Source organism: Actinophytocola sp. (genome assembly GCF_049647105.1).
In the GTDB taxonomy this organism is placed as follows: domain Bacteria; phylum Actinomycetota; class Actinomycetes; order Mycobacteriales; family Pseudonocardiaceae; genus Actinophytocola.
The window spans coordinates 1-15,960 of the sequence record NZ_JBARWZ010000291.1 but is presented as its reverse complement, the minus strand read 5'-3'; the positions used below and the strand labels follow the sequence as shown (position 1 = coordinate 15,960).

Sequence of the window (15,960 nt, the reverse complement as noted above, 5' to 3'; positions counted from 1 at the left end):
ACTTGCACACCAAGGCTAGTCCCCCAAGCGAGTGGCGTGGTGCCGACTCGGTAGAAGGACCGCAGGTCACATAGGTGATCGAAGACCGCCCCCAGGTGCCGCTCCCGCTGATACTCGCATTGTCTCCCAGCGGGTCCGCACCCGGTCCGCCCGCCAAACGCCCGCCGGGTTCGTCCCGTTCGGGCCGAACGACTGTGGTGAATCCCTCAGGTGCCACTCCTTGAGCGTGGGAGGTGAGCGTCGGAGGTCGCACACGGATCGGCCGACGGTCGCCTTGCATCGGTGAATGGTCGTTCACATGTGAGCTGTGGGTGGATGTGTCAGCTTGTCACCGCCTCCAGCCCGGTCACGCCGTCATCCGCCGTGCCGTGGTGCCACAGGGCGGCGTACAGACCTCGCTTGGCCAGTAGCTCTTCGTGGTTGCCCTGCTCTGCCACGCGGCCGCCGGACAGGACGACTATGCGGTCTGCTCGGGCCGCTGTCGCAAGGCGGTGGGCCACCACGAAGGTGGTTCTCGGGCGGGTGAGGTGTTCGCTCGCCGCCAGGACCACCGATTCCGTTGCCGGGTCCAGTGCCGCTGTCGCCTCGTCCAGCAGCAGGACGTCCGGGTTGACCAGTTCTGCTCTTGCCAGGGCTATCAGTTGGCGTTGGCCTGCGGACAGGCCCTGGCCTCGCTCGCCAACCTGTTGGCGGAAGCCTGCCGGCAGGTCCGCGATCATGGGGAGGGCACCCACGTTGCGCACCGCCGTCTCGATCGCGGCCCTGTCGCCGTTCACGCCGTCGGCAGCCACGCCGTAGCCGACGTTGCTTGCCACGTCGCCGGTGAACAGGTGGGCTTCCTGCGGGACCACGCCCAGCCTGCGGCGGAACTCCGACGGGTCGTAGTCGCGTAGGTTCACCCCGTCCACCAGGACCTCGCCGTCCGTCGGGTCGTAGAAGCGGGCTATCAGCTTGACCACTGTGGACTTGCCAGCGCCTGTCGCGCCCACCAGCGCCACCGTCTCGCCGGGAGTGACCGTCAGGTTCAGGTCCGTCACCGCCGGGCGGGTGGTGCCCGGATAGCAGAACGAGACGTTCCTCAGTTCCACCTCGCCCGTCAGCTTCGCGGGCACGGGTGTCGGGGCCGTCGGTGGTTCCACCGAACTCCGCGTGCGCAGCAGGTCCGCTATGCGGCGCAGACCCACCCTCGCCTGCTGGTAGCCGTCGAAGACGTTCGACAGTTGCTGCACAGGGGAGAAGAACAGGTTCAGGTACAGCATGAAGGCCAGCAGCACGCCGATCGTCAGGTCATCCGCCGCCACCCGTTGTGCGCCCACCACCAGCACCGCGGCCTGGGCGAAACCCGCCAGCAGCGCCACGAACGGGAAGTACGTCGCTACGTAGCGTTGTGCTCGCAGCCTCGTGCGGCGGTACGTGTCGCTGCGTTCCGCGAACTCCTTCGCCGAGTGCTCCTCTCGCGTGAACGCCTGCGCGACCCGCAGGCCGGACACGTTCTCCTGCATGTCCGCGTTCACCGCGCTCACCTGCTCGCGGGCCTGCGAGTACGCGGCCGACGACAGGCGCTGGAAGATCACCGTCGCCACCACCAGGATCGGCACCACCGACAGCGCGACCAGTGCCAGGCCAGCGTCGGTGAACACCAGCGCGGCCGTGATCGTGACGACCGTCAGCAGGCTCGCCAGTGCGCTCGTCAGCCCGGTCTGCAGGAACGTCGACAGCGCGTCAACGTCCGTCGTCATCCTGGTCATGATGCGGCCGGCCATCTCGCGCTCGAAGTAGTCCAGCCCCAGCCGCTGCAGGTGGGCGTAGCTGCGCACCCGCAGCAGGTACAGCAGCCGCTCGCCGACCCGCGCGGTCAGCACCGTGTTCACCGCGTTGTCGGCGAAGCTCAGCACCACCAGCACCGCCGCGATCGCCGTGACCACCCACAGCGCCGTCGTGTTGCCGGTGACCACGCCATCGTCGACGCCCTGCTGGATCAGCATCGGCAGCGCCATCGTCAGCACCGAGTCGGTGATCACCAGGCCCGCCACCACCGCCAGCATCAGCCGCACCGGCTTCAGCAGGCGGCGTAACCGGAAGCCCGGGTCGGGTGCGGTCGGGTCCTCGCCGCGCAGCACCGGGCTCTCCCCCGCGGGTGGCAGAGCCGCCACCCGCTCGAGTAACTCCGGTGTCGGCGGGGTGCCGCTCAGCGCGCCCGCGATGCGGCCGCCGCCGACCGCGCCCCTGCCGAGCGGGGCCGTCGCCACCTGCCTGGCGTTGGGCGTGCCGGTCTCCTCCTCGACCTCCGCCGGCCACAGTTCCGGGGTCCAGCCCTCCGGGCCGGGCTCCAGGGCCGACGGGTCGCGGCCGGTCTCGTCCTCGATCTCCTCGCCCGGCCCGGCCAGGAGCGCCCGGTACAGCGCGCAGCGCGCGGTCAGCTCGTCGTTCGTGCCGACGTCGACGACCTTGCCCTTGTGGAGCACCGCTATCCGGTCGGCCAGCGACAGCGTCGACCTGCGGTGCGCGATCAGCAGCGTGGTGCGGTCACGGGTGACCGACCGCAGCGTGTCGTGGATCGCGGCCTCGGTCGCCGTGTCGACCGCCGACGTCGCGTCGTCCAGCACCAGCACCCGAGGGTCGGACAGCAGCGCCCGCGCGAGCGCCACCCGCTGCCGCTGCCCGCCGGACAGCGTGAGCCCGCGCTCGCCGACCACCGTGTCGTAGCCGTCGGGCAGGTCGGTGATGAACCCGTCCGCCTGCGCGGCCCGCGCGGCCGCCCGCACCTCGTCGTCGGTCGCGTCCGGTCTGCCGTAGCGGATGTTGGCCCGCACGGTGTCGGAGAACAGGAACGCCTCCTCGAACACCACACCGACCGTCGACCGCAGCGACGCCTGCCGCAGCTGCCGGATGTCCACACCCGCCACGGAGATCGCGCCATCGTGCACGTCGTAGAAGCGGGGTAAGAGCAGCGACACCGTCGACTTCCCGGACCCCGCCGTGCCGACCAGCGCGAGTGTCTCGCCAGGTGAGACCTCCAGCGACACCCCGTCGAGTACCGGCTCGCTGCGCGTGTACCCGAAGGTCACGCCGGAAAGCCGCACGTCGACCGGGCCGCCAGGCACGTCCACCGCGTCCGGCGCGTCCACCACCGTCGGGTTCGAGTCGATCAGCTCGTACACCCGCTCGACGCCCGCCCGCGCCAGCTGCACGTTGACCAGCAGGCTCGACAGCAGCCTGGTCGGGCCGACCAGGTTCGCGACGTAGCTCGCGAACGCCAGGAACGTGCCCAGCGTGACCTCACCACGCAGCGCCATGTACCCGCCGAGCGCGAGCACCGCGACCTGACCGGCGGCGGGCATGGCGACGAGCGTGGCCGCGGGCCGGGACGTCAGCTTCGCCGTGCGCATCCGCTCGCCGAACAGCGTCCGCGCCGCCTTGTCCAGCCGCGCGATCTCCCTGGACTCCTGGCCGAAGCCCTTGACCACCCGCACGCCGGTGACGGTCTCCTCGACGTGCTGGGCGAGGTCGGCCGCGCGTTGCTGCGCGGACCAGGACGCGGGGAACAACGTCCGCCTGCTGCGGACCGCGACCACCGCCACGACCGGCGTGATCACCAGCGCGATCAGCGTCAGGAACGGCGACAGCCACAGCATCGCGCCCAGCGCGAGCAGCGCGAACACCACCGTGCCGATCGACAGCGGCACCATCATCAACATGCCCTGCACGACCTGCAGGTCGGTGATCGACCGGGACACCACCTGGCCGGTGCGTAACGTGTCCTGTTTCGCGCCGTCGAGCCGCTGCACGGCGGAGAACACCTGCTGGCGCAGGTCGTGCTGCACGTCGAGCGCGAGGCGGCCGCCGAGGTAGCGGCGCACGAACGCGGTCGCGAACGTGGACAGCTCCATCAGCACCATGGCCGCGATCAGCCACGCGAGACGCTCGGTCGTACCGGCCACCGCGTCGTCCACGACGAGCTTGACCAGTAACGGGCCCGCGGCCTGGAAACCGACGCCGATCACGGAGGAGACGATGGAGAACACGACCAGCCGACGGTGCCGCCAGCAGGCGGCACTCAACCGGCGGATCCAGCCTTGCTGGGTCGCGCCGCTCCGGCTAGGGGAAGTCTTCGACACGAAACCCACATTAGGCGCGACCCCCGACACTCCCGGGGGCCCAACGACAACGGGACCTGCCAATGGCAGATCCCGTTGTCCGAATCATCCGATCAGGTGATGTCCCGCGTCCGGTTGCGCATGATGCCCAGCATGAAGAAGACGCCGGTCCACACCAGGAACACCAGGCCGGACAGCCACAGCGACAGCGCCCCCGGCGCACCCGCGATACCGCGCACGACCTGCTCGAACTCCTCACGGCCGTCGGCGTCGACGGTGCCGCCCGCGTTCTGGACGAGATCGATGACCTGTGTGGAGAGCACCTGGCTCGCGGTCGCGCCGGTGAGCCCGTTCGCGGACCCGTTCGGCAGGAAGCCTGCCAGGTAGGAACCCTCGGTGAGGCCCGTCATGACCAGGTCGCCGATCGGGCCGACGATCAGCGAGTAGATCAGCAGGACCACCAGCGCGCCGACCGGCGAGCCGAACAGCGCACCCACCCCCAGGCCCAGCAGTGTCCACAGCAGGCAGCCGAGGATGCCGGACAACGCGATCATCAGCCACTGGCCCGCGTCCGGCAGGTACTCGCTCTTCGAGCCGAGCGCGGTGCCGATGCTCGCGCCCAGCGCGATCACCACGCCGTACAGCAGGCCCCACACCACGTAGGTGATGGCCTTGGCCGACAGCAGCGTGCCGCGGTTGGGCGCGGTGAGGAAGCTGGTGGTGATCGTGCGGCGGGACAGCTCACTCGCCAGCGCCAGCGTGCCGAAGATCATCGGGAAGATCGTCGCGATGTTCATGCTGCGCGTCAGCGCGATCACCGACCAGGACAGGTCGTCGAAGGAGATGTTGAACTCCTCGATGATGTCCACGTCGGAGATGTCGCTGACGATCGACGTGATCAGCGCCGACACACCCCACGCCCAGCCCAGCGCGAGCAGCACGGCCGGGACCATCATCGCCCACCACATCTTGGTGGTGAGGATCTTGCGGAACTCCGCCTTGATCAGGTTGCCCATCAGTTGCCGCCTCCTTCCGGGCCGCCGGAGCTCGGGTTCTGGTCACTGGGTGGGGGCGGTGGCGGCGCGGGCGGTGCCTGCACCGGCTGCGGTCCGCTCGGCTGCTGACCCCAGTTCTGCGGTGGCTGGGGCGGCTGCACCGGCTGAGGCTGCTGCTGCCATCCGCCCGGCGGGGTCTGCGCAGGCGGCGCGTAACCCTGCTGGGGCGGCTGCTGGTACTGCTGCTGGTACTGCTGCGGTTGCTGCCAGCCGCCGGGCGGTGTGCCCTGCTGCTGCTGCCACCCGCCAGGCGGGGTCTGGTAGCCCTGCTGAGGCTGCTGGTAACCCTGCGGCGGGGTCTGCTGGTAACCCTGGGGGCCTGGCTGCTGGTAGCCCTGCTGCTGGTAGCCGGGTGGGATCGGCGGCAGCTGGCCGTGTGCGACCTGGCCTGGTGCCGAGAACTGACCGCTCGTGAGCGCGAAGAACAGCTGTTCGAGGTCGGCCCGCTCCTCCTGCACGCCGTACAGCGCGACACCGGCCTGCGCTGCGATGTCACCGATCTGCTGCACGGTCGCGCCGACCACGGCGAGCTTGCCGTCCGGCGTCGGGGTGACCTCGGTGATCTTGGCTTCCTGCAGCGCGATCGCGAGCTTCTGCGGGTCGGCGGGCTGGACGATCACCCGGCTCTGCTGCGCGCTCCGCAGCTCGTCGAGCATGCCGTAGTACATGGTCTGACCACGGCTGATGATCACGACCTGGTCGATCGTCTGCTCGACCTCCGCCAGCAGGTGGCTGGAGATCAGCACCGTGCGGCCGCTCTGCGCGAACGCCTTGAGGAACGTGCGCAGCCACGCGATGCCCTCGGGGTCGAGGCCGTTCGCCGGCTCGTCGAGCACCAGCACCTGCGGGTCACCGAGCAGTGCGGTGGCCAGCGCGAGGCGCTGCTTCATGCCGAGCGAGAAGCCACCCGCGGCGCGGTTGCCCGCGGCGCCGAGACCGACCAGGTTCAGCACCTCGTCGGCTCGCTGGTCGGGCACGCCCATCGCGGCCCCGTACACGCGCAGGTGGTCCCGCGCGGTACGGCCGGGGTGGAAGCCCTGCGCCTCGAGCACGCCGCCGACGATGCGGCCGGGGTTGCCGAGCCGGTTGAACGGCTGGCCGTTGATCGTCGCGTAGCCCGCCGTCGGCGTGACCAGCCCGAGCAGCATGCGAAGCGTGGTGGTCTTGCCGGAGCCGTTGGGGCCGAGGAAGCCCGTCACCGACCCCGGCTCGACTTGGAAACTGAGGTTCTGTACCGCGGCGACCTGACCGAAGTTCTTGCTCAGGTTTTGCACCACGATGCGGCCGCTGCCGTCCGACACGTGTGTCCTCCTGCCTCGCCTGCGGGTTTCGTGCGGGTCATCTTGCCGCATGGCGTCAGCGGGTTGTGTCGAACGGTGGAGTTGTGGGTTATCGGCGGCTCAGACGGGTGAACCGGTTACGCGGCGAAAGGGTGCGCTGCCGGTGCTGCACACGCTCGCCGATGAGCTGTTCATGGGCGGCTCGCCACACCGGACATGGCCATCGACGTGCGCGGATGCCGGTGCGGCACGACGCGCAGCTGCCGTCGGGCTCGGCACAGTGGACGGTCAGGAGCCTGCGCCAGCCGTCGGCGAGGTGATGGAGCTCCGTGCGGGCCAGCGGGAGCAGCGTCGGCGAATCGGCCTTCCCGGCCACGTCGTCGAGCGCGGCGAGCCTGGCCAGCACGGCGCGGCGCGTGTCGTCCTTGGCGGGCCACACGGCGCTCACCAGGCCTGACGATCTGGCTGGTCGCCGGTGCTGACGGCGGCCTGGTCGAGCGCGAGTCCCAGGCCCCTGGCCTGCTGCGCGGACAGCACCGCGGCGGCACCCGGAGGGGGGACGAGCACGACACGTTCCTTTTCGACCAGCACCATCAGCGCCCGGTCCCGGCCGAACGGATCGATACAACGTACGGACCAGCGGGGTTCAGTCACGCCTCCGACATCGGCGGGGGAATGGCCGGACCGAAGTGGTATTCGGCGCGCTTCACCCCATTGCCGCCATTCTCACTCGATCGAGCGTTCCTCGCGGGTGACCTGTCGCCCGTATGGGTAGTGACCGTTGGTCCGCGCGCCGTGAACGGAGTTCGGGATACGCATGGTGTCGACTTGGGAACTAATGAAACTCACCGACCCCCAGTTGCACCGTTCTAGACCCCATGCCTTTAAGCTTGCACGTGGCGGCCCGCTCCCAGTGACCCCCAGGCTGGTTGAGCGGGCCGCCCTCGATCTCCTGTTCGGCGCGGTGCGCCTTCTCTTCCCTTTGTTAACGCAGAGGCAACGTTCGGACCCCCACAGTGCGGGCGCTCTCCACCCAGCGTGATCAGGTGCCACGCGTGGTAATGGGTGCCAAGTGCGGGTATGGGATGGCCTCCTTGCCGGGGCTTTGATCTCGGTTGGCAAACGCGAACACCCTGTCAGCGATATGCGACAGGGTGTTCGGTTTTCGGTTGTGATCCACACGTTTTCGGGTGCGTGGACTGTTTTCAGTTTTCGGCCGGGGTGTGTTGATTAGTTGACTATTTCGGTCAACTCGGTGTGGTCCAGGTTGTGGGCCGATGCCACCGGGCCGTTCGTCAGCGCGCCCGCGTGCGTGTTCAGGCCCAGAGCCAGGGCTTTGTCGGTGCGCAACGCGGCTTCCCAGCCCTTGTTCGCGAGCGCGGTCGCGTACGGCAGCGTCACGTTGGTCAGCGCGTACGTCGAGGTCCTCGGCACCGCGCCGGGCATGTTCGCCACGCAGTAGAAGACCGACTGGTGCACCTCGTACGTCGGCTCCGCGTGGGTGGTGGGGCGCGAGTCGGCGAAGCATCCGCCCTGGTCGATCGCGATGTCGACGAGCACGGAGCCCGGCTTCATATCGGCCACCAGCTCGTTGCTGATGAGCTTCGGCGCCCTGGCGCCCGGCACGAGCACCGCGCCGATCACCAGGTCCGCCTCCTTCGCGGCCTGCTCGACGGCGTAGCGGTTCGACGTGACGGTCCGCAGCCTGCCCTGGAACTGGGCGTCGATCTGACGCAGCCGGTCCACGTTCGTGTCCAGGACCTGAACGTCCGCGCCCATGCCGACCGCGATGGTCGCCGCGTTGAGGCCCGCGACACCGCCGCCGATCACCACGACCCGCGCGGGCGTCACACCGGGCACGCCACCCGGCAGCACGCCCCGGCCGCCGGAGGGCTTCATCATCGCGTACGCGCCCACCTGCGGCGCGAGCCTGCCCGCCACCTCGGACATCGGCGCGAGCAACGGCAGGGCGCCGTTGCTGGTCTGCACCGTCTCGTAGGCGATCGCGGTCGTGCCCGCCGCCATCAGCGCCTTCGTCAGCGGCTCGTCGGCGGCGAGGTGCAGGTAGGTGAACAGCACCTGGTCGCGGCGCAGCAGCGGGTACTCGGAGGCGATGGGCTCCTTGACCTTCATGACCATCTCGCCCTCGGCCCACACCTCCTCGGCCTTGGACAGGACCTTCGCGCCCGCGGCGAGGTACTCCTCGTCGGTGATCGCGGAGCCGAGCCCGGCGCCGGCCTCGACGAAGACGTCGTGCCCGTGCGCGGTCAGCTCGTGCACGCCTGCCGGGGTCAGCGCGACCCGGTACTCATGGTTCTTGATCTCCCGGGGAACGGCGATCTTCACGGGTGACAGTCCTTCCCGACACTGAGCCAACTGGGTGTTGTCCACCACGATGAAATAACAATAAGTAAGTGTCATCGTGTCGCTGGAACCAGACTTGAGGCTCGCTGTAGTGCCACCGGCACAGTCATGCCCAGCGGATGGCCGCCAGTTGGACCAGCAGGGCCAGGCGGGTGTCCGGGGCGTCGAGGTCGACCTCCACCAGGTCGACCAGCTTGGCCATCCGGTACCGCAGCGTGTTCGGGTGGATCCGCAGCGCCTTGCTCGCCGCACGCGGGTCGCCGGGATGCCGCAGCCACTCGTACAGCGTGTCCACATAGGACGTGCCGGCCGCCTCGTCCTGTGCCCGCAGCACCGAGAGCGGGCCGAACTCCGTCGCGCCCGCGCCGAGCGCGCCGGTAGCGGAGCGGTGCAGCACCAGGACCTGCCACGCGTCCTCGTGGCTGACCATGGGGCCCGCGATCAGCCCGGCCCGGAGCAGGTTCAGCATCTCCTCGGCCAGCGCCCGCGACCGGGCCAGCTCGGCCAGCGGCACCGGCGGACCGGCCGCGACCAGCGGTTCGTCCTCGCCGGCCAGTGCCTGGCGCAACGCGGGCCAGCCATCGCGGTCCGGCACCACCGCGTACAGGACGTCCCGGAGCTCGGCCACGGCAGGCCGTTTGCCGACGCCTGCGGTGATCCGTTCCCACAGTGCGAGCCGCAGGCCCTCGGCGCCCAGCGGGTCCGGCGTGCGGATGGCCATCGCCACCACGCGGTGTGGCTCGTCGGGCAGGTCCAGCTCGGCCGCCGCGAGCCGGATACTGCCGGTGCCCTCGAGGACCATGCGGACCAGCTCGGCGGACCGGCGGCGATCGGCGTCCTCGCGGGCCCGGCGGCGCAACAGGTGCAGCGCGACGACCGGGGCGGTGTCGGCGAACGCGGCCGCCCGTTCGTCGGCCACCGGCCCCGCCACGACCGCCCACATGGAGCCGAGCAGTTCGCCGCCCATCCGGATCGGCACGATCAGCCGGGGCAGCGTGCCATCCGCCTGCCTCGGCACGAAGATCGTGGTCCGGCCGCGGGACAGCTCCCGGAACACGCCACGGGACCGGAAGCGTGCCAGCACGGCGTCCGGCACCCGCCTGCCCATGATCGTCGACACGCGGGCCGGGTCGGTGCGGTCCTGCCGCGCGGAGTAGGCCAGCACGCGGGAGTTCGCGTCCTCGATCGTGACCGGCGCGTCGACCACGGCGGCGGCCGCGTCGGCGAGCCGGAACAGGTCGCCGAGGCCGGGGTCGCTCCGCGCGTCGTCGGACTCGTCCGCGGCCGCGTCCAGTACGGACCGCAAGAGCCACACGATCTGCGCCCAGGAGGCGGCGGCATGAACCTCCACCAACGCGGTCCCGTGTGTCTGCGCTGCCGACCGGACCGCCGCCCGCTCCGGCAGTGGCGGCTTGAGCAGCACCGCCGCCGCGCCCTGGCTGCCGCAGTACCGGACCAGCTCGGCGGCGTCCTTGCTGGCGTGCACGGCGATGCCGAGGACCAGATCGCCGTCACCGACCTGATCACGCCGCCCCGCCTCGGCGATCACGACGTCGGTGACGTGCCCGCCCTTGCCCGCGAACCGGGTGTGCAGCAGTGTCGGCCCGACCCGGTCGACGACGCCCTGCACGGTGATCACGGCAGCAAGTATGCGGGGGCCGTCACCCGATGTGCCGCTCGACGAGCGCACGGAGTGCGGCGATCTCGGCGGTCAGCGCCCGCCTGCCCGCCTGCGTGATGGTCACCCAGGTCCTGGGCCGCTTGCCGTCGTAACCCTTCTCCATGTCGAGCAGCCCGGCGTCGACCAGCACGGTCAGGTGGCGGGACAGATTGCCGCCGGTCAGCTCCAGCGCGTCCTTGAGGTAGCCGAACTCGACTCGCTTCGACTCGGCCGCGATGGTCAGGATGCCCAGCCGGTGCCGCTGGTGGACGACGTCGTTCAGGCCGTTGGTCGGGTGCTCGGTCACCGGCGGTACCTGACCGCCGCGACCGTGCCGCCCGCGAGGAGCACGGTGGCGGGCAGGAGCAGGTGCAGCAGCGCGTAGTTGCGGGCGGTCGACCCGTCGAGCTCCCAGCCCAGCAGGTAGAAGACGATGCCGGGGTCGAGGATGACCATCGAGGTGACGATCATGGCCGTCGACGGGATCGCGGCGAGCGTGAACAGCACGCTGACCACGGTGAGCAGCCTGCTCCGCTCCAGCAAGGCCAGCGTGAGCAGGCCGCCCGCGATCACGAGCAGCGCGGAGAAGCCCTTGTTGGTGTAGACGGCGATCGCCGAGAACGTCACGGCGCCGCACACCGACGCGACGAACACACCGAACACGTGCCGGGTCCGCCACAGCACGAGCGCCGCGAGTGCCAGCGAACCGAACAGGAGCGACAGGTTCACCTGCCACGCGCCGTACAGCGACAAGGTGTAGCGCGAGAAGACGTACGTGCCGAGGATGAACCCGGCGAACGCCACGGCGGCCGTGACGAGGAAGGCGCGGGTGTCGGTCTCGACGCCGACCCGCGCGGCGCGCCGCCGGTACCACCACGCCGTGGCGCCGAAGCCCGCCACCAGCACGAAGAGCCAGTACAGGGCGACGAGCGTCGGATGCGCGGGGTCCGGTCCCGCGGTGGTGCGGAAGACCTGGACGAGCAGGTTGCCGCTGGCGATCCTCGGGTCGAACGGGCTGTCCGGGGCCGGGTCCTCTACCGGCGTGTAGAGCAGCGGCGTGGCCAGGATCAGTACACCGAACAAGAGCAGCGAGAACGCGTAGCCGTGCCGGTCCTCCCTGGTGCGGTTGCGCAGTGTGTCCAGGTCGGCGAGCAGTTCCGAGGTGCTGTTCAACGCGATTCCCCCAATGTGATTGCGATGCACATAGGTTTGCATTGCAAACCTGATGCGTCAAGCTCGGGCCCGACGACGTCGGTCAGACCTGGGGCGCCTAGGAGAGTGCGTCGGTGATCCAGGCCGCGACCGGCAGGTCGCGGCTGTGGCACTCGTCGGACAGCCTGATGGTCCACCGCAGCGCCTGGACCATCAGCATGTCCATCTCGTCCGGCGCGGCGTTGGCCAGCGCGATCTCGATGTGCGCCCGCGCGGCCTCGCTGTCGCCGTGCACCTCCGCGAGCAGCACCCGCACCGCCGTGCGGACCGGCGGGTCGGCCTCGTCGATCGGCACCTCTTTGCCCGCGTTGTCGAACACCTGCATCTTCACCGGTGCGGTGCCGCCGCTCCCGAGTGCCGACACCATCGCGCTGCATTCGTGGAACAGCAACGACATCACGTCCCTGGCGTCCTCCTGGGGGACCGTGGGTTCCGCCACCCCGGACCGCATCGCGGTCAGCGCGGCGCTCGCCGCGACCACCACCCGTGACTCAGGATTCACCGAACACACCACCCTGCGCGGTGGCTACCCCGATCGACGCCCACCAATCCGCCGACTCGAGCGCAGGCACGTCGAGCACCGAGCAGGCCGCGCCGAGCGAGTTGAACATCCGCACCGTGCGCGCGGTCTCCTCGGCCAGCACCGGGCTGCCGGCACCGAGCGCGCCGGACAGCGTCACCGACCGCACCCCGGTGGTGCTGACCAGATCGAGGTCGAGCGGCCCTCCGGTGACCCCGCACAGCCCGACGCACACGCCGATGTCGGCGAGTACCTCCAGGTTGTCCCGCGCGTCGGCGAAGTCGTCGAGCAGGGCGCCGACGTCGAGCGACAGCTCCAGCCTGCCCGCGGCGAGCCCGCTCTCCTCGAGCGCCGTGCGCACCGCCGCCACGAGGTCGGCATCGCCGGACTGGTTGCGGGTCAGCTGCACCCGCAGCGAACCAGGCGAGCCCGCGAACCCCTTGCACGCCTCCAGCAGCAGTAACGGTCCGATGTGGACAGACCAGCCGGTGCGCTCCGCGAGCCGCAGGCACGTCGCGTGGTCGGCCTCGCTCCACGTCAGGACCGCCCGCGCGCCAACGGGTTCGCGGTCCGAGAGCCGCACGACCGGCGTGAAGTCCACGGTCAGCTCGCCGACCTCCCACGCCGAGGGCAGCGACGCGGCGAGCCGGTCGAGCTCGAGGGCCGGACCGTCCTCGTCTTCGTGGAACTCGGCCCACTGCCTGCGCCCGGTCGCCTTCGCCTTGCGCAGCGCGGTGTCCGCGGCGCGGAAGAGCTCGATCGCGTTGCCCTCACCGGCTGGCCTGCGCACGGCCCCGACGCTCGCGCCGGCCGCGACGCCGATCCCGTCGATGTACTCCGGGTTCGCCAGCTCCTCCGTGAGCGTGCCGATCAGGTCACCGAGGTCCGGTGTGGTCGGCGAGTCCTTGATGAGGACGGCGAACTCGTCGCCCGCGATGCGGGCCACGAGCGCGTTCTCCTCCGACACCACCGCCTCCAGCCTGCGGCTGACTACCTGCAGCAGCCGGTCGCCGACGGAGTGGCCGAAGCTGTTGTTCACCAGCGCGAACGCGTCCAGGTTGAGGCAGCACAACGTGATCGTCGCGAGTGGGTCGGCACGTTCCAGCATGCTCTCCAGCTTCGTGTGGAAGCACTGCCGGTTCGCGAGGCCGGTCAGCGCGTCGTACAGCAGCTGGTGGCCGAGCCGGTCCTGCAGCAGGTGCAGCTCGGTGACGTCCTGCACCATCGTGACGAAGTAGGCGGGGTCACCCGCCCCGTCCTTCAGCATCGAGATCGCGAGCAGGACCCAGGCGGCCTCGCCATCGTCCTTGCGGAGCCTGCGATGCTCCTGCACGCGCGACTTCTCGCCGTCGAGGATGCGGCGGTAGGCCGCCATCACGTCGCCAGCGCCCTCGTCGCGGAAGATGTCGGTCAGCATCCGGCCGGGCAGCCGGTCCGGGTTGGTGGCCAGGATGGCGGCGAGGGCAGGGTTGGCCTCGATGCACATGCCGTCGAGGTCGGTGATCGCGATGCCGGTCGCGGACGAGGTGAACACCTCGTGGAACCGGTTCTCGATGCCCCGCAGGTCGTGTTCCGCGCGCAGTACCGCGTTGAACAGCGCCTGTTTGACCTCTTCCTGCCGGGCGAGCGTGTACGCCCGCAGCTCATCCGCGTAGCCGGAGGACATCGCGCCGAGCAGTGCGACCGTGCGCCGCGCCAGCTCGGTGTCCGGGGTCGACGTGAGGTCGGCGAGCAGCTCGTGGGACAGCACGTTGATCGTCGCCGCGAGCGCGTGCGGGTCGACGAAGCCCTCGGAGACGAGCCGTGCGCCGATGCGGGTGCCCGCCGACACGGAGAACTTCTCGGCGCCGAGGGACGCCAGGACCTCGTCGACCAGCTCGAGGAGGACGACCTCGACGTCGTCGATCGAGCGCGGGATGTACGTCGCGGACGTCGTGGACCGTGTCCAGGCGCGCGCCAGCTCCTTCCGCCGGTGCACCGGCGGCGCTGTCACGCGTGGGTCGGGCATCGCGGGTTGTCCATGGTTGTGTGGTCGTTGCTTATGCGATGGTGCCGGGGGTCGGACGTCACCGCCACCCAACCCTCTCGACCGTGTTAGCCCTTTTGGGCTACTCCGGCATACAGACCGTCATTGACGGCGGTGTCCGGCTCCAGCTCAGGCCGCCACTGCGACGTGCTCACCAGACCGGGCTCGACCAGTTCGAAGTCGCCGAAGAACGGCAGGATCTCGTCCTTGGTTCGTGGCATGACGGTGTTCTGCGACGCCTTCATCTTCTCGATGATCTGGCCGCTGGTGGCCTCGTCGAAGTCGTCGGTGAGGTGGGTGAGGGCGAGGTAGCTGCCGGGCGCCAGTGCGTCGCGGTACGTCGCGAAGACACTGTTCGGGTCATGCTTGTCGAGCATGTAGTGACCGATCGTGATCGCCAGCAGCCCGACCGGCTGGTCGAAGTCGAGGACCCGCCTGGTCGCCTCGTCGGTGAGCACGAGGTTGGGCTTCGAGATGTCGGCGTGCACCATCACGGTGTTCGCGTCGCCCTCGAGCAGGAGTTGGCTGTGCGCGACCGCGACGTGCTCGTTGTCGACGTACACCACCTTGGCGTCCGGGGCCACGGTGCGGGCGATCTCGTGCACGTTGCCGACGGTGGGGATGCCGGACCCGAGGTCGAGGAACTGCCGGATGCCCTGTTCGACCATGAACAGCACAGCCCTGCGCATGAATGCTCTGTTCATGATCGCGAACCGCTTGACTTCCGGCTGGATCTTGATCACTTCGTCGGCCAGCGCGCGGTCGACGGCGAAGTTGTGGTTGCCGCCGAGCACGTAGTCGTACATCCTTGCTGCGCTGGCCTTTTCGAGGTCAACCGAGGTCGGAACCCAGTTGGTCTGCTGTGACACCGTCCACCTCTTGGTCTGAATTGATCGGTACGCGAAACCCTACCGAGACGTCGAGCTGCCGTGGCGGGCGGTCACCCGGATGGACCACTTGGGAAATCGTTTACCAAGGCCCGGCGGCATGCGGTCAGCGGCGGGTCTCGCCCGCCGCGCCGACCAGTGCGGCGCCCGCCATCTCGCGCAGCATCGTCGCCATCCCGTCGCGGCCGAGGTGGCGGCTGTGCGGGGTCGAGTTGATCAGGCCGAACACCGCGTGTGCGGCCGCGCGGGCGGTCGGCTCGTCGATGTCCTTGGCGTTGTCACGGACGGCCTTCACCCACACCTCCACGTAGCGGCGCTGCAGTGCCCGCACGCGGCGGTGGTCCGGGTCGGTGAGGTTGCCGAGGTTGCGCTCCTGCACGGTGATCAGCGCCGGGTTGTCGAGCGCGAAGTCCACGTGGAACCCGATCAGCTCGCCGAGCAGCTTCGCGGGGTCCTCCGTGCGTTCGCGCCGCTCCAGCCCGCCCGCGAGCAGCACCTCGCTGATGGAGGTGAGCATCTCGCCGAGCATCGCGTCCTTGCTGCGGAAGTGCCGGTAGAGCGCGGGCCCGGAAACCCCGACGGCGGCACCGATCTCGTCGATGCCCACCCCGTGGAACCCATGCCGCGCGAACAGCTCCGCCGCAGCGGCGAGTATCTGCTCCCGGCGAGTAGCCACCCCACCATGCTACCGAGCCATCCCCCCAAACCCGCGAGTCCACGGTTGGGAACCCGCGAGTCCACGGTTCGGAACTCGCGAGTCCACGGTTCGGAACTCGCGAGTCTTCGGTTCGGAACTCGCGAGTCTTCGGTTCGGAACCGCGGGGCCGCAACGCGAATCGCCAACTCATCGGTCCCGAAC

At 69.8% G+C, this 15,960-nt stretch carries 13 protein-coding genes; all 13 read right to left on the bottom strand.

The features are described from left to right. Positions 1–320: 320 nt before the first annotated feature. The 13 genes from WBA97_RS34895 to WBA97_RS34835 all read right to left on the bottom strand — a co-directional run bounded on the left by WBA97_RS34895 (position 321) and on the right by WBA97_RS34835 (position 15,777). Positions 321–4,118, bottom strand: a complete 3,798-nt coding sequence (locus WBA97_RS34895; RefSeq protein ID WP_424235270.1) for an ABC transporter ATP-binding protein — start codon at positions 4,116–4,118, stop codon at positions 321–323. A gap of 92 nt (positions 4,119–4,210) precedes the next feature. After that, the gene (locus WBA97_RS34890) at positions 4,211–5,113 is read right to left on the bottom strand and encodes an ABC transporter permease subunit (protein ID WP_424235269.1); all 903 of its coding nucleotides are present in this window, start codon (positions 5,111–5,113) and stop codon (positions 4,211–4,213) included. Next, positions 5,113–6,453 (bottom strand): ABC transporter ATP-binding protein, encoded by a 1,341-nt coding sequence (locus WBA97_RS34885; protein WP_424235268.1) that lies wholly within the window; start codon positions 6,451–6,453, stop codon positions 5,113–5,115. The genes WBA97_RS34890 and WBA97_RS34885 overlap by 1 nt, the downstream gene beginning before the upstream one ends. Positions 6,454–6,541: 88 nt before the next feature. Next, positions 6,542–6,880 (bottom strand): hypothetical protein, encoded by a 339-nt coding sequence (locus WBA97_RS34880; RefSeq protein ID WP_424235267.1) that lies wholly within the window; start codon positions 6,878–6,880, stop codon positions 6,542–6,544. Continuing rightward, on the bottom strand, positions 6,877–6,999 hold the full coding sequence (locus tag WBA97_RS34875; RefSeq protein WP_424235266.1) for a hypothetical protein: 123 nt from the start codon (positions 6,997–6,999) through the stop codon (positions 6,877–6,879). Before WBA97_RS34875 ends, WBA97_RS34880 begins: the two co-directional genes overlap by 4 nt. Before the next feature lie 663 nt (positions 7,000–7,662). Next, entirely contained in the window at positions 7,663–8,778 is a 1,116-nt protein-coding gene (ald, locus tag WBA97_RS34870) for an alanine dehydrogenase (protein WP_424235265.1), read from the bottom strand. Positions 8,779–8,902: 124 nt separating this feature from the next. Next, complete coding sequence (locus tag WBA97_RS34865; RefSeq protein WP_424235264.1) at positions 8,903–10,435, bottom strand: PucR family transcriptional regulator; 1,533 nt, start codon at positions 10,433–10,435, stop codon at positions 8,903–8,905. A 22-nt stretch (positions 10,436–10,457) separates the two neighbouring features. Next, the gene (locus WBA97_RS34860; RefSeq protein WP_424235263.1) at positions 10,458–10,763 is read right to left on the bottom strand and encodes a transcriptional regulator; all 306 of its coding nucleotides are present in this window, start codon (positions 10,761–10,763) and stop codon (positions 10,458–10,460) included. Further along, complete coding sequence (locus WBA97_RS34855; RefSeq protein ID WP_424235262.1) at positions 10,760–11,629, bottom strand: hypothetical protein; 870 nt, start codon at positions 11,627–11,629, stop codon at positions 10,760–10,762. Before WBA97_RS34855 ends, WBA97_RS34860 begins: the two co-directional genes overlap by 4 nt. A 97-nt stretch (positions 11,630–11,726) precedes the next feature. After that, on the bottom strand, positions 11,727–12,119 hold the full coding sequence (locus WBA97_RS34850; RefSeq protein WP_424235288.1) for a hypothetical protein: 393 nt from the start codon (positions 12,117–12,119) through the stop codon (positions 11,727–11,729). 40 nt (positions 12,120–12,159) lie between these two features. Continuing rightward, positions 12,160–14,196 carry a diguanylate cyclase domain-containing protein gene (locus WBA97_RS34845; protein WP_424235261.1) on the bottom strand — a complete coding sequence of 679 codons (2,037 nt, stop codon included), beginning with the start codon at positions 14,194–14,196 and terminating at the stop codon, positions 12,160–12,162. An 86-nt stretch (positions 14,197–14,282) separates the two neighbouring features. Next, complete coding sequence (locus WBA97_RS34840; protein ID WP_424235260.1) at positions 14,283–15,083, bottom strand: SAM-dependent methyltransferase; 801 nt, start codon at positions 15,081–15,083, stop codon at positions 14,283–14,285. A gap of 124 nt (positions 15,084–15,207) precedes the next feature. Beyond that, positions 15,208–15,777 (bottom strand): TetR/AcrR family transcriptional regulator, encoded by a 570-nt coding sequence (locus tag WBA97_RS34835; RefSeq protein ID WP_424235259.1) that lies wholly within the window; start codon positions 15,775–15,777, stop codon positions 15,208–15,210. Between the last annotated feature and the right edge of the window lie 183 nt (positions 15,778–15,960).

What these genes read in the sequence shown, in the direction of transcription:
- WBA97_RS34890 (WP_424235269.1), bottom strand. Translation starts at nt 5,113, where the DNA reads ATGGGCAACCTGATCAAGGCGGAGTTCCGCAAGATCCTCACCACCAAG.
- WBA97_RS34850 (WP_424235288.1), bottom strand. Translation starts at nt 12,119, where the DNA reads ATGCGGTCCGGGGTGGCGGAACCCACGGTCCCCCAGGAGGACGCCAGG.
- WBA97_RS34845 (WP_424235261.1), bottom strand. Translation starts at nt 14,196, where the DNA reads ATGCCCGACCCACGCGTGACAGCGCCGCCGGTGCACCGGCGGAAGGAG.